The sequence below is a fragment of the Helicobacter pullorum NCTC 12824 genome, from assembly GCF_017979475.1.
GTDB classification, from domain to species: domain Bacteria; phylum Campylobacterota; class Campylobacteria; order Campylobacterales; family Helicobacteraceae; genus Helicobacter_D; species Helicobacter_D pullorum.
Genome location: NZ_JAERIT010000010.1, coordinates 16,261 through 30,108 on the forward strand (window position 1 = coordinate 16,261; position 13,848 = coordinate 30,108).

At 30.9% G+C, this 13,848-nt stretch carries 13 protein-coding genes; 10 read left to right on the forward strand and 3 right to left on the reverse strand.

The features are described 5' to 3' along the window. Positions 1–667: 667 nt before the first annotated feature. The 10 genes from JJQ98_RS07285 (at position 668) to JJQ98_RS07330 (ending at position 12,494) form a co-directional block, all read left to right on the forward strand. Positions 668–856 carry a hypothetical protein gene (locus tag JJQ98_RS07285; RefSeq protein ID WP_065837121.1) on the forward strand — a complete coding sequence of 63 codons (189 nt, stop codon included), beginning with the start codon at positions 668–670 and terminating at the stop codon, positions 854–856. 15 nt (positions 857–871) lie between these two features. Further along, on the forward strand, positions 872–1,654 hold the full coding sequence (locus JJQ98_RS07290; RefSeq protein ID WP_151105307.1) for a hypothetical protein: 783 nt from the start codon (positions 872–874) through the stop codon (positions 1,652–1,654). Beyond that, on the forward strand, positions 1,647–1,925 hold the full coding sequence (locus JJQ98_RS07295; protein ID WP_054198820.1) for a hypothetical protein: 279 nt from the start codon (positions 1,647–1,649) through the stop codon (positions 1,923–1,925). Before JJQ98_RS07290 ends, JJQ98_RS07295 begins: the two co-directional genes overlap by 8 nt. 145 nt (positions 1,926–2,070) lie before the next feature. Further along, positions 2,071–2,529 carry a hypothetical protein gene (locus tag JJQ98_RS07300; protein WP_134043162.1) on the forward strand — a complete coding sequence of 153 codons (459 nt, stop codon included), beginning with the start codon at positions 2,071–2,073 and terminating at the stop codon, positions 2,527–2,529. Continuing rightward, on the forward strand, positions 2,519–3,787 hold the full coding sequence (locus JJQ98_RS07305; RefSeq protein ID WP_151105306.1) for a glycine zipper 2TM domain-containing protein: 1,269 nt from the start codon (positions 2,519–2,521) through the stop codon (positions 3,785–3,787). The genes JJQ98_RS07300 and JJQ98_RS07305 overlap by 11 nt, the downstream gene beginning before the upstream one ends. After that, the gene (locus tag JJQ98_RS07310) at positions 3,787–4,380 is read left to right on the forward strand and encodes a hypothetical protein (RefSeq protein ID WP_060661947.1); all 594 of its coding nucleotides are present in this window, start codon (positions 3,787–3,789) and stop codon (positions 4,378–4,380) included. Before JJQ98_RS07305 ends, JJQ98_RS07310 begins: the two co-directional genes overlap by 1 nt. After that, positions 4,380–10,034: a M23 family metallopeptidase gene (locus tag JJQ98_RS08855; protein WP_247596718.1), complete on the forward strand. Its 5,655-nt coding sequence runs from the start codon at positions 4,380–4,382 to the stop codon at positions 10,032–10,034. Before JJQ98_RS07310 ends, JJQ98_RS08855 begins: the two co-directional genes overlap by 1 nt. A gap of 16 nt (positions 10,035–10,050) precedes the next feature. After that, the gene (locus JJQ98_RS07320) at positions 10,051–10,521 is read left to right on the forward strand and encodes a hypothetical protein (protein ID WP_151105332.1); all 471 of its coding nucleotides are present in this window, start codon (positions 10,051–10,053) and stop codon (positions 10,519–10,521) included. A 160-nt stretch (positions 10,522–10,681) separates the two neighbouring features. Beyond that, positions 10,682–11,092 carry a hypothetical protein gene (locus JJQ98_RS07325; protein ID WP_054197470.1) on the forward strand — a complete coding sequence of 137 codons (411 nt, stop codon included), beginning with the start codon at positions 10,682–10,684 and terminating at the stop codon, positions 11,090–11,092. Positions 11,093–11,159: 67 nt separating this feature from the next. Continuing rightward, positions 11,160–12,494 (forward strand): hypothetical protein, encoded by a 1,335-nt coding sequence (locus JJQ98_RS07330; protein WP_151105331.1) that lies wholly within the window; start codon positions 11,160–11,162, stop codon positions 12,492–12,494. A 53-nt stretch (positions 12,495–12,547) separates the two neighbouring features. Here the strand turns inward: JJQ98_RS07330 and JJQ98_RS07335 are convergent, their stop codons facing one another. Genes JJQ98_RS07335 through JJQ98_RS07345 form a run of 3 tightly spaced genes read right to left on the reverse strand, consistent with a single transcriptional unit; the run spans position 12,548 to position 13,550 of the window. After that, positions 12,548–12,697, reverse strand: coding sequence for a hypothetical protein (locus JJQ98_RS07335; RefSeq protein WP_155462916.1), 150 nt, complete (start codon positions 12,695–12,697; stop codon positions 12,548–12,550). After that, positions 12,697–13,140 carry a DUF6402 family protein gene (locus JJQ98_RS07340; RefSeq protein WP_151105330.1) on the reverse strand — a complete coding sequence of 148 codons (444 nt, stop codon included), beginning with the start codon at positions 13,138–13,140 and terminating at the stop codon, positions 12,697–12,699. The genes JJQ98_RS07335 and JJQ98_RS07340 overlap by 1 nt, the downstream gene beginning before the upstream one ends. Beyond that, positions 13,137–13,550 (reverse strand): hypothetical protein, encoded by a 414-nt coding sequence (locus JJQ98_RS07345; RefSeq protein ID WP_015453625.1) that lies wholly within the window; start codon positions 13,548–13,550, stop codon positions 13,137–13,139. Before JJQ98_RS07345 ends, JJQ98_RS07340 begins: the two co-directional genes overlap by 4 nt. Positions 13,551–13,848 lie beyond the last annotated feature (298 nt).

Here is a 13,848-nt window from a genome sequence, read left to right on the forward strand (position 1 = left end):
AAACAGAATAGTTATGCTTTAAGTAAAAAATAGATAGGATTTTTCCTATCGCCCTATTATCCATTTATATCTATTATAAAAGACTAGAGGATAGTCCTTTATAATAGATACTGCAAACTTTAGAAAGTGTGCTTTATGTTTTTTATCAAACTCCAGACAAGAAAACTCTTACTTGTTTAAGTAAGAGATGAATTGCCTACCGCCATTTTAGCAGTTAAGATTTTCTGTATAACTTTCATTACCAAAAAAATAGTAGTAACCTAATCAAACTTAAATTCACTATTGACACAATAAGTTATTTTAAATATACCAAGCCAATGAAAGCAATATATGCAGAAAATCAGGGCATAGAGGATAATCTTTCCTAAAAAAATATATTAATATTGTATATAATGCAATATTATATTTTGATTAAGTTCTATGAAACAGTGTAAAGCCTCTTTATGATATAATCACTTTTATTCAATCAAAAAAATGTTAGAATCTTTAAGCAATAAAGATATACAGGAGGCTTTAAGTGATAAGCAAATATATATCAAGCTATGTAGCATTGGTTGCCATTCTTTCTGCTTACTTTGTAAAATGGACATCAAACACGAGAATCCTTTATGAATCTCTACAACCAAAAAATCAATGAAATTAAGACTTTAGAAACTAAGGACACACAATGCAAATAGAATCTTTAAACAATGCTTCTTTATGTAATACCAATACTATGGCTTTTATGGAGGAATTGCTAAACTTAGAGTATTTGCAAGATACTACCAATGAAGTAGGAAATTTTCTCACACAGCATATCGCAAAGGATTATGGATTTAGTGTGAATCTAAATATTATGTGGCGACTTATGGAGTGAATTGCGAGGTTATAAATGGATAAGAATATGACAAAAGATTTAGAGTGGCAAAATGAAAGAAATATAGATTTTTGGAATTTCTTTAGTCATTTTATATATCCATTTGGACTTGTTTTGCTTATGCTTGTAGCAGGTTACATTGCGTTTTATTATCATATTTTATTTGGTAGCATACTAATTTGTATTGTGGGATTTTTTATATATAAAGTGTTTTATTATTATTTTAATCTCAAGGCAATGCTTTTAACGAATAAAGGTTTAGAGCTGCATACTCGTTTTAGTGGAGGAATAGTCTCATATCCTTATGGCACTTTTACCATAAAGAAAAATGTTGAAAGAGGAACTTATGGAATCTCTGCAAGTGATATAATCACTATTGCTTCCACACATCAAAGAGGGATTATGTTTTATTCTCCTGTGCAATATCTAGGAATAGATAAGAGCAGTGCTATTTTATCCAAGCACACGCAACAAGCCTTAGAATCTATACCTATACAAGATATTGCCGAGATTTATTTGCTTTATCAAGACAACATAGAATATATTTTTAACGAAACAAGAAACCATAATGTTTTTACAATCGACTTTAGTCCTTATAAAGAATCGCTTAAGAAGCTTTTTGCAAAAGAGATACAAGAGACCCTAAGTCATCTATCCATACAAGAGCAAGCAAAAATTTACCAATCTTATCAAAAAGCTTATAGGCACAAAAGTGGCTTAAGTTTAGAATATGACCTTAGCTATTTTGACCCATACAAAGCAGAAATAGAATCTTATCTAAAGGATAAAAATGAGTGAAAATAAAAATATCTACGCTTCTTTAAATATTTGTCAATGTGAATTTCATAATGGCTTACCACAACCCAAAAAGCAACTAAATGATTTGGGAGGCTTTACAAGTGATTTTCTAAATATTTATCTCCCTGCAAACTCTGCGTTTGCGGGTGCTATGAGTGATAAATATTACCCTAGCAATAAACTTTTTAATGTCCCTACAATCACTCTAGGTGTAAATTATGGTGTGATAGCGTATTTGTTTAAAAAAGCAGAGGGAAAAGATGATAAATAATAATGATATTATATGGAAGTATAGGGAAAATCAAGTGGGTTTTTGGGTTACATTTATTCATTTACTAATTGCGACAATATTTTTTTGCTACCTATTGATTGAAGGGATAAATAAATATTTAAGTAAAAGTGATACAAGTTTTTTTATGACTCTATTACTTCTTTTGGCTGCTACTGCCTGTCTCTATCCGTCATATAGACTTATTAAGCTATTAAATCAAAAGGCACTTTATCTCACAAAAAAAGATATTGTTTTTGAAAAATACATAGGGAAAACCATAATAGCACCTTTAGGAGTCTCATATATCAGCACTTACTCATCGATGTGGGGAGCTATCATACTTGGTATGAGTAGTGTGCTAACTTTTAATAGGATTGACTCTAAAAATCACAAGAAAATATCGTTTATCTTAGCCTTTGGAAGCGGTAATTTAGAGGAACTTTATTCGTATTTATTGCCAAAGATTGAGACTTATTTGATAGGGCTACAAGAAAAAGAGTATATAGAATGCAAAATATCTCTTAATATTGATGGTAAAATGGATTCTAAAATAGATTTTGATAAAATAGAGAGATTACGAAAGGAAAAAGAAAATGCCAAATAATACACAAACTCAATCTCCTTATATTTCATTAGATTTTTGTTCTTGTCAGCAAGACTTTTCACAGATTCCAATTACTCGCAGAGATTTAGGAAATACAGGAACTTTTATTAATTATTCTATGGTTGTTGTAGGGACAGGCTCAAGTGAGTTATTGAGTAAATATATGGATTCTCAAGAAGTTTCAAAAAGAGTAAATACGCTATATAAATACAAACTAATGGGAAATTTTGGCATTTTTTCTTATCTTTTCAAAAAGGTAGAGGGAAAGGATAATGAAAGAGCCATTAAAGAGGTTGTATTTGAAACAGCTGCAACCGAAATTGGTGGCACTGCCTTTCGAAAGGTTATTGCAAGTCAAACCACTAAAACACTTGCTACCAAAACAGCCTCAAGACTTGGCATTACTATGGCAGGTAGAATATTAGGGGGCTATGTTGGTTCTGTGATACCCATTGCAGGGACGATAATAGGTGCTGTTGTAGGAGCTTGGTTGGCAGGTAAGGTTGAGGAATGGTGGTTTAGTGAGGAAGACAAAGCCTTAGCAGAAGACAAAGCAGAAAATGAGAGAATTGCAAAGCTACAATCCCAATACCAAGATAAAATCAATCAAATCACTTCCTATCTGACAAACAACCACTATATAGAGCTAAGAGAACTTACAGAATTAGAAGCTGAAATGCTTTGTAAAAATCTTAGTAATTTAGATATGGATTCTAAGAGTGGCATTGCCCTAATGCTTAGTTTCCCCCACTACCTCAAAAAAGAATCCAAACAAGAAGTTTATACCCCCCTATCCCCTCAAGGTATTTCTTTCCCCTATTCCTCTATTATTTATTTAACCACTATTAAAGCTTTAAAAGATACTCTTAAAGAATATCTCCCTAAAGCTAAAAAGATTGTTCTTTATACTCCTAATCCTTTTGTTTCTCTTTATACTTCTAGTTCCTCTTATATTTTCAACTCTAATCTTTCTTTTTTCAATCCTCATTTGCAATATCTTTTAACTTCCAAAGATACACAACAATGGCTGTATGACACTCTCTTTAATCTAGCTAGGGATAATAGAGAGATTATTGTGTATGAATGGGGAGGGAGTATAGAGGATTTACAAGAGAAAGAGGAATTGGATTCTAAAGAATCTCAAGCAAATAAAAAGGATTTAGATTCTAAAGATACTAATCAATCAACAAACACTCAAAAACAAACAAACTTAAAAGATTTAGATTCTAATTTTGACTCTGCTTTAAGGGTGGCGTGATGAACGACAATATAAAAATTGATTCTAATGGTGATGAGATAGTGTATGAGGTGAGGCATAATATTTATATTTTAGACACCATTTTTCAAGCTTTCTTATTGCTGTTTAGCATAATTTTGCTATGTATTGTTTTTAATCCCAGTGGAGATATGATTATAAATTCACTTATATTTTTATTCGGTCTTTGGGGAGTTATGCACTACTCAAATATTCTTTTTTATAGACATAAAAATAGATTCTATGTTACAAATAGTGGTATAGGCTTTGAACGTAGACATTGGTTTAGAATGCAAAAAAGATTCTTTAAGTTTGGGGAAGTGGGATTAGCAATTTTTTATTTTGGTGTAACTTATCAAAATGCTGAAATTTTTATTATATATCCACTAGAGTCGAAGCCCCCAAAGCGATTTAATTTACTTCCAAAGAAATACCAAAAGATAACCATACAAACCACAATATATAAGGATAAAATGTATAATCTTATTACCTTTATTCGCCAAAGAACCAAAGAAATGTTAGAATCCAAAGATATTACTATCACAGATAGAGAACTTAAAGATAAAATTAAAAGCTTGACTTATAAGGACATTTAATGCCACAAAATATTACCACACTAACAATACCAAGAATTGTTGTCTATTCTGACCCTAATTATCCTGAAAAAGAGTATAAAAGACTAAAAATATTGCTTGATAATGGTAAAAGAGAAGAGGTTATTGATGAATTAAGGATTCTTTATCCTAAAGATTCTTATTTGGCTGATTTATTAGCAAATCGCTTGAGCATTGACTTAGAAAAAGAGTTAGGCATTATCTATCACTATCAAGACACAGATTCCACTACAACTGCACAAATTACGCAAGATAATACTATTGAAATCACTACACAATACGATAACTTCCACGATACTTTACAGACAATTAAAAATGCTACACAATATAAAGGCAATCTCGCTGATACGCTAATGGCAATGGTAAGTGGAGCATTTGGGGCTATGGAAAAAGGAGCAGAGGAAATAACAAAACTTGCTGGAGGCAAATACCAAATTGCAAAATATATTTTTAAAGCAGAGGGTATTTCTGTATCTGCTACTTATGGATATGGAAATAATGATGGGGATATAGTGAAAACAGGAATTGGCTTGGTATTTGAAGCTTTGTTGAGTTCTGGGATTTCTATTGCCCTTGTCGGTGCTTTAAGCATTACTTATGTTCCTTATCTTGTCATAATAGCAGGAATTTCCGCCCTAGTTGCAGCCCTTTTACTCAACACCCGAGCAGGTAAAAGTCTTGTCAATTCTCTTGCTGATGATATTATCAAGCCTCTCATAGATTCCCTACAATCCAAACTCCAATCTTTCTTTTCCCTTTTTGATTCTAATCCTAGCAATTATGAATTAGTTTCTAATCCTAGCTTAGAATCTAATGATTACAAATCTCTTATAGAATTGCTTTTAGATTCTAACTCCACCGCTAAAGATATAGATTCTCTTTTGCATTCTTTCCCCCACTACCTCAAAAAAGAATCCAAACAAGAAGTTTATACCCCCCTATCCCCTCAAGGTATCTCTTTCCCCTATTCCTCTATTACCTATTTGACCAGCATTAAAGCTTTAAAAGATACTCTTAAAGAATATCTCCCTAAAGCTAAAAAGATTGTTCTTTATACTCCTAATCCTTTTGTTTCCCTTTATACTTCTAGTCCCTCTTATGTTTTCAACTCTAATCTTTCTTTTTTCAATCCTCATTTGCAATATCTTTTAACTTCCAAAGATACACAACAATGGCTGTATGACACTCTCTTTAATCTAGCTAGGGATAATAGAGAGATTATTGTGTATGAATGGGGAGGGAGTATAGAGAAATTGGATTCTAAAGAATCTCAAGCAAATAAAAAGGATTTAGATTCTAAAGATACTAATCAATCAACAAACACTCAAAAACAAACAAAGACTTACTACCTCTCCCCACAAGGACAAAGATTAAAAGAGAAGCAACCCTATTGTATTAAGGTTATCGCTAAAGAAAGTAAAGTTTTTACTATTCTTAGAGATTTTATCACTTCCTTTAATACCACTAAAGAACAAGAAGTTTTTAGAACTTTAGAAATACTGCTCAAAGATAAAGAGAGTTTAGAGCATTTAAGACAATGTATTATAAAATCTTTAAAAGAACCCATTATAGAGAGTATCTATTCATTAAAAGAAACCAAAGATTTAAACAAAGAAGAATTAAAAGAGAATGTAGAAGAAGTGTTTAATAATCTCTTAGGGGTAATAGAAAAGATTTACAAAGAAGGGAGTGCATATTTATACAAACAAGTGTTATTATTCTTTTTGGAAATCTTTAACCTCTTTAATATCCAAAGTGTTTTTAAAAAGAGCAATGCTTTGAACTTTGGAGAAAGTTTAGCATTAAGTAGCAATCAAACTCTTTTGAATGTTTTAAAATGGGCTAACTCTAAATATAATTATGCACTAATACACCCTATTCTTAAAATCTTTACTCAAGATTTAGTCCCACTCTTTGCTTTAATAGAGAATACAATGTGCCACAATACTCTTATCTTAGATGATAAGATGCTTATAGAACTCTCTAGCTTCAATCTTAATAGCTATCCTAAGATAAAAGCAAACTTAGAACAAAACCTAGCAATCTGTATAAAAAGCAAAGAGGCAGTGTTTGGACATTTGGAAGATAGCCATCAAGCAAATCAAAAAACAGCGAATTTGGAGAGTACAGAAAGCAAAGAAGATAAACAAGATTCATTAAAAGTGGATTTAAGGGATTTAGAAGTTTTGAGCTTAAAGGGAATTTCCAAAGGCGAAAATATTCAAATTTATAACCAAGATTTTATTACAAAAGCTCTTGCTCATCAAATGAATTTAGATAATAATCGGTTATTTTATATTGAAAGTCCCTTTTTTAATTCAAGGCAGTTAGCAGAACTTATCAATAATACTAAACACAAAACCAACAATACCTCTTATAATTCTAAAAATTATCTTATCATTACCAATGCACCCAAAGAATATAATGCAGGATTGCATAAGGAACTATTGGAAAATATTTTAGGTAATAAGATTAATTATCCAAATGTAAGCTCAAAAGATACATTGCTAAAAAGCGATAAACTCCATAAAGCCCCAAAAGATTATAATCCCATCATAGATTATAGCCAATATAGTATTACCATAAAAGATAACGAACAAGACGCATTTGTGCTTTCTTTAAGTCCTTTTCTTTTTTTAGATAAAGAGGTATATGATGAGCTTAAATTAACACACAAGGAATATGAGAGATTGTTTTTGGATTTATCTAATGATGATGGCAATACTGCCTCTAAATATGCCGATTTTATCCATAAACCAAATACCATTCCCAATCTACTCAGCTATTATTCCATTCAAGAACACTTCAGAGCTTTAAAAAATAAAGAAGAGATTTTAGAAAAAGAAATGGAATACTTTAAAGAAAGTATGAAATTCTTACAAGAATATTTAGATTCCCTGACAAGAGAGAATACAATAAAATATACCACAATCACTAATATGCCACATAATCAATCCACTAACAAACTTCAATACACCTGCTTTGAAGTGCTTTTGCTTTCTTTAACCTATTATGTTATCAAGCATTTTTATAGGAATATACAAACAGATTGCCAAAAGTGGTGGGAGATAGTATCAAACTATGAAAATATTAACATTGAAGGAGAGATAATTAGAATATTGCCAAAAGAATCCTTTATAAAGGTTGGCAACAATAGGATTTCTTTATGCTTTTCTAAACAAGAAAAACAAAGGTTATCCCAAGAAAAACGAGAGGTTTTTTGCATAGAAGAATTAGTAGAATATTTAGAAGAAACTAATGCCAATACGCTAACTAATGATGAGATTGCTAAAGCTTTAGATGAGTATTTTTCTTCGATGCAAAATTTACAAAAAGATATAACAGACAATCAAAATGACATTTCAATCCACAAGGAAACAAATAGCTCTTTTGAGAGTATGGAAGATAATATCGAAGAATTATCAAAAGCACTTTGTGAAATGAATAATAAAATCTCTAATCTGCAAAATGAGCTAGAAGATAAAGAAGAAAAAGGGGATTTAAGACAAGAAGCTTTGGTGTTAAGTATAGATGCTATTATTAAAGAATATTTTCCTTTTGTAGATTATTTTAATGGAGATAGATTTCAGATAGCCAAAAAACTAACCAAAACCATTATTAGTTTTTTAAGTGTTGAATTTAGAGAGTTTCTTTTTAATGAATTGGGCGCAATTTATATGCTTGGTATTGCAGCCATTTCAAAAATAGATATTAAGCAAACCAGACAATACAGACATTTAAAAACCGCCATCATAAAAGAAAGAATCCTCAAACAACAAGCTTTTATGCAATTAATGCAAATGGAAAAAATAAAAGAACAATATCAATTAATGCTAACTTGCAATACTGATCTTAAAAATTTAAAGACACAAGACATTTCAAAATATAAAACCATCTTAAATATAAAAACTATCCAAAGTCTCAATATAGACCTTCTTAAATCTCTTCCACAAACCATTATTCAAAATTTTATTGAAAGATTTTGGATAACCCAATATGAAAAGAGCAAAAAAGATTATGAAAAAATAAAATTTTTAAAATTAACACAAAAATACTTAGCACCTTATGCTACTAAAAGAATAGATTCTTCTATGCAAGAGGAAATTTCTTATCCTATGCCAATCAATAATGCCCTCTTTTCCTCCAATTTTGCTAATATCATTATAGGAAATAAATTACAAATAGGAGAGTTTGAGGGAAAAGAATCTCTATTCATTCAACACAAAGACACAAGTTTGCAAGGAATGAGAACTTACCTTCTAAATAAGCTTTTAGCCTATTTATGCCTTGATGAATTAAGAGGAATGAATGAGCAATTAATCTCTATTGATGACATTTCTTTTTTCTACAATAGGGATTATACAAGAGAATTACCCACTAGACCAAGATTGCTAAAACTCAAACACACTTCAGGCGATATTCAATCTCCAAATAATTCTACCAAACAAGAAAAAGAAGCACAAGCTAACTTTAATCAATCACAAGAAAACATCAATCAAAATAAATCCAAAGAAGCATTGTATAATGAATATAAAAAAATGGAACAAGCAAGTAATAATAAAAGTGATGAGGATATTCCACTAGCCATAGAAGCTTACCATAGAGTAATGGACTATTTAGATAATTTAGCACAAGGAGATTTTAATACTTATCTACAAAATGATAAAATAAATTCCTCTAAACATAGAGATTTTTTAAAAGATTTAGAGATTATAGGGAATAACAATCTTAAAGCATTGTATTTAGGAATCAATGAAAAACAAGAAAGAAAAGACAAAGGAATGATAGAAGCTGATTTTAAAGAAAATAAAAAGAAAGATAGTAGAGAAAGAAACAATAATAATGAAAATAAAGACAATCAAACAAATAACAGAAGCAGTATTAACAATCAAAACAACAAAACCAACACTAAACAATCTCGCCCTAAACTTATAGGGAGATTGGCAACTACGATTGTGGATACAATGATGGGGGATGGTGGGGGTGGAGAGGAAAGGAAAGAGGGAGAGTATAAAGCAAGCAATGAAATTATATTTCCTCTTAAAGTAAAACCATTGAATGACAAGGGGTTGCCTTATGATTGGAGTATTAAAAATCCAACAGACAAAAACGCCACCCAAACAATTTATGGACGAAATAGAAATGGAGGAAAAAGAAAACACGCAGCAAGGGATTTATATACAGATTTGCTTGAAAGAAGCATTAAGAATCCAAAATCTAATACAGAAATTGTTGCTATTGCTAACGGAAAAGTGTTAGATACAAAAGATTTTTATCTCGATACCCATCAAGTTACCATTTTGCACGAAACTACTAAATATGGAAAATTTATTGTAAGATACGGAGAATTAGATAGTGGTAGAATTTTGATTAAAGCAGGGGATAAAGTGAGTAAGGGGCAGGTGATAGGCTATGCTGGTCTAATGTTAAATAAAGGCATTCACCCAAATATTGTTCCAAATAAGCAAGTAATGATGCTTCATTTTGAATTATATAAAGATGGCACTAGAGATAATGTTAGAGGTAAAGATATTTTAACCATAAAAGGCGAAAATGATTTTAGTAGAAGAAAAGATATAGCTGACCCTTTAGAGATTCTACAAGAGGGCTATAAAAATACTTTTGGTGAAAATTAATTTATAAGGAGAGGAAATGAAAGGGTTAGTTGTTGTTTTACTCAGCGTTATGTGTGTGTATGCAAATCCTGCCACTACTATTACCAAAAGCTGCGATGAAAGCTACAATGAGAAGTTCTGTGGAGAGGATTACCACTGTGGAGCAAGCAGATGTTTTTACAAAAATCTTTCAAACATTGAAGAGGCTTTTAGATTCTATATAAATGAAGCAATACAGGCGTATGAATCTAGCGATGAACCAAAATCTCAAAACATATACTGGCTTGTGTATGAATATATGCTCAACACGCCTTTGCCAAAGGTAAATGAGAGTAGCAAATATACTGCCAATCTTAGCGAAAATGCTCGTGTGTGCGAATTTGAGTTTAAACGCACAAAGGATAGACTAATAATAGAATTTAATGCCTGTCAAGAAGAAGACGACTCCATTACCTTTATACAAAGACCTGATTACATTGAGATTTTAAGCACAACGGTGGCTATGTAAGCCAATGGAGATTCTAAAGCAGTAGAGAATTATAAAAAGATAATAGAAGTTTTAAAGCAATATCAAAATAAATAATATTAATCTTAAATAAAAAAGTATAAAAGGCTATTGAACAGATTAAATCTCGTATAATAGATAAAATTAAAGGGGGCAACACACAATGAAAAAACTATCTATAATCTTTATTTTATTCATAAGCTTAGGATACGCACAAGAAGCCAAATTAACACAGGTATATTTTGATGAGAATCTTACCAATTTGCAGTGCGTCAAGATTTTTGTCAATCTTGTCAGAAGTAGCAATTTTAATTTCAAAGCTTGGAGTGAGGATAAAAGTGTAGAATGGGTAAAAGAACATATCTCATTTGAATTTGACACTTGGGATAAGCACACAATTCTTGCAAGATTGTTTTTTGATTGGCAAGATTCTGGTGGCGATGAATTTCAAGGCACAGGGACAATAGGTTTTGTAAAATACGACAGAGGAACACAACAATTACAAGATAGCATATTAGAAACACCATTAAGATTTGATACAAGCCTAGCAAAAAAGTTAGAATCTTGTGAGTAATATAAAATATATCTTATAAATAATGTTAAAATAACAGCATACCAAGGAATTATATGGAGGATAAATTATGGATAGAATAAAAAACAATAACGAATTTTACTCTATTAAGCTTCTAAATTCTGTCAAAATAAAAGTCAATAAAAATACTAATGAAGTGTATTTTATAGATAGAGGGGATAGTGATATTGGTAAATACACCCAAGAATACTCCAAAGCCATATTAAAAGCTTGGGATATTATGGAAACTTCTCCCAACAAATCTTATCAGCCCACCTATTTAGACCCTAATCTTTATGTAGGGCAAGCTTCTACACTCTTAGAATTTAATGGCTGGAGAGATTTATATCTACAAGACCCACCAAAATGTGCAATAGCCCCTTGGACAAAAAAGGAAAAAGCCTATTATGAATCTTTAAAGACAAAAAGAGAGAGGTATAAGTATTTAGTCATTAGAAGTGGATTAAGAAGTAGTGTGATAGACATACCCCTTGATGCTATTGCTGGAGTAGATGAGAATGGAAAATTGATTAATCCAAAATATGAAGAATTGTATAAAGAAGTAGAAGCCAACAGAGGTTTAGCTCATTTAAGTGATGGTTCTTTGATGATGAGTGAATGGAATTTGGCTGCTGGAATGCTTGGAGATATTAAGGGATTTTATCAATCTGGGACTTTAGGATTTAATGCAAGGTATTGGCAAATTTATTTTTTAGTATTACAGCTCAATGGGGGAGGAAAGAAAAAAGCACGCTATGATTATATCCCTGTAACTTTTTTGGATTATATTGATAAGATAAGATATGGATTTAATGGAATCCACAAAGATACAACAAAAGCCCAAATACTTACAAATATAGCAAAGAATATTAAACCCGATGAATATGGTATGCTTCCTTATTTAGATGAACTAATAGGGGTAAATTGGGTAATGGATTTTAATAAAACTCATACAACCAATGAAAATAAATATGTAATAGATAGTAGCGGTGATATTACTCGTGATTTGGAGGACAAAATCACTCAAGGTTTAATCAAAGATCCAAGAGATAGAGATTCTACTAAAGAAAGTAGAATAGCTTTCTCTCAAGGAGTTCAAGAATCTATATGGGATTATCGAGATAGATATGAACAAGATCTACCAAACAAATGGGATGAACAAACAGCAAAACGCTATATCAATACTATGCTTTTAGCAGCCAAAATTGCAAGCATTACTCCACCTCAAGGCTATCCTAATGCACCAACCTACTTCATTCCTGAAGAATTAGAAAACATTTATCAAGAACACAAGCTTGATAAGAAACTCAATCCTACAATTCCTGCGATGTATCGTTATGATTTTCCTGAATATTTAAGAGAAGAAATAGAAGCTTATGCAAAAAAGCATAATATCAAGGAGTGAATCACTCTTGCTTAAAGAAGTGAAAGATTTTCTAAAAAGCCAAGCAATCTTAGCTAACTCAAAAGGTTTTTGAGTTTATAGCCATCAAGGATAATTCCTAACCCAAACAACTCTAATCCTTTTTGTAAGATACTTATGCTTGTATTTGTGTTTCTGTGGATTTCATTATTGCATACACTGCAAATATACACACAAACATTCATCAATCCACCTTTATATTTATAGGCATTGATAATGGATAGGCTTGTATATCTTTGAATGTAGGAGTTACAATCCTAAAGTCTAAACCTAAGTTGAAATTCTTTTGTGTTTGTTGGTAGTCGTGGTTGTAAATGGGATAAATATTTTGTCTCTTGTAATTCTCGTATTTTTCTATATTTATGGCTGATTTTAAAAATAGTGCAGCACCAGCATTTGTTGTGCTAATTATCCCGCTTTTTTCTGCGTATTTATTCATCTGACTCTCTGATACATTTTTATCAAACTTCATTTCATTATAATCCCAAGCACCCACGGGTTGCCCTAGCTCTTTTATACTGCCATCATCATTAAAAGTATGGTCTTGGTCTCTAAAATCAAAGCTATCATCAATATAAGCCTTTATCTGTGTGGGATATATGGATATTTCTTTTTCTAAGGTTTTCATATAGATAATACCATTTCCAAAAAAATAAGGACTATCGTGGGAAACAATAGAGCAAAAAGAAAATTTAAACCTAATAAAAAATACTTTTCTTTTTTGCCTAAAAAAGCATTTTGTTTATTGTTGGAAAAAAACTTAAATAACACAAGATATATAGTAGAATAAATATTAAAAATTACTGCTCCAAGAAGCACTAAATACATAGAATCTATGTCAATTTTAAAAAAAAATGCCACAAAATGAACTACAATATAAATGATATAAGAAATAAAACCACCAATAATCCAATAAACAATACTTCCATTTTTGAGCAACATTCTATGTATTTTGGGAATAAATGTTGTAAAAATAAAAGGCAACATTGCAGGAATCACGAGCCAAAACATAGCAACACTATAAAGAAATGCTGTCAAAATCCCCTTTGATAGAATTATAAATGAATCTACAACATTCATCAATTTAGCTTTATTTGGATTGGCATTGATAAGGGATAGACTTTTATGCTTTTGAATGTAGGAGTTACAATCCTAAAGTCTAAACCTAAGTTGAAATATTTTTGTGTGTTTTGGTAGTCATGGTTGTAAATAGAGTAGATGTTCATAATGTTATTCTTCCTGTAATTTTAAAATTCCAAAAACAATATAACACTGTATACAATACAAGAGAAAAGGATATAAATCCAATTGTTATACTTTTTATATTATTGCTTGC

Bases quoted from the DNA above. Each gene is read 5' to 3' on its own strand.
- JJQ98_RS07320 (WP_151105332.1), top strand. From the start codon at position 10,051: ATGAAAGGGTTAGTTGTTGTTTTACTCAGCGTTATGTGTGTGTATGCA.
- JJQ98_RS07325 (WP_054197470.1), top strand. From the start codon at position 10,682: ATGAAAAAACTATCTATAATCTTTATTTTATTCATAAGCTTAGGATAC.
- JJQ98_RS07310 (WP_060661947.1), top strand. From the start codon at position 3,787: ATGAACGACAATATAAAAATTGATTCTAATGGTGATGAGATAGTGTAT.
- JJQ98_RS07300 (WP_134043162.1), top strand. From the start codon at position 2,071: ATGACTCTATTACTTCTTTTGGCTGCTACTGCCTGTCTCTATCCGTCA.
- JJQ98_RS07330 (WP_151105331.1), top strand. From the start codon at position 11,160: ATGGATAGAATAAAAAACAATAACGAATTTTACTCTATTAAGCTTCTA.
- JJQ98_RS07340 (WP_151105330.1), bottom strand. From the start codon at position 13,140: ATGAAAACCTTAGAAAAAGAAATATCCATATATCCCACACAGATAAAG.
- JJQ98_RS07295 (WP_054198820.1), top strand. From the start codon at position 1,647: ATGAGTGAAAATAAAAATATCTACGCTTCTTTAAATATTTGTCAATGT.
- JJQ98_RS07305 (WP_151105306.1), top strand. From the start codon at position 2,519: ATGCCAAATAATACACAAACTCAATCTCCTTATATTTCATTAGATTTT.
- JJQ98_RS07285 (WP_065837121.1), top strand. From the start codon at position 668: ATGCAAATAGAATCTTTAAACAATGCTTCTTTATGTAATACCAATACT.
- JJQ98_RS08855 (WP_247596718.1), top strand. From the start codon at position 4,380: ATGCCACAAAATATTACCACACTAACAATACCAAGAATTGTTGTCTAT.
- JJQ98_RS07290 (WP_151105307.1), top strand. From the start codon at position 872: ATGGATAAGAATATGACAAAAGATTTAGAGTGGCAAAATGAAAGAAAT.
- JJQ98_RS07335 (WP_155462916.1), bottom strand. From the start codon at position 12,697: ATGAATGTTTGTGTGTATATTTGCAGTGTATGCAATAATGAAATCCAC.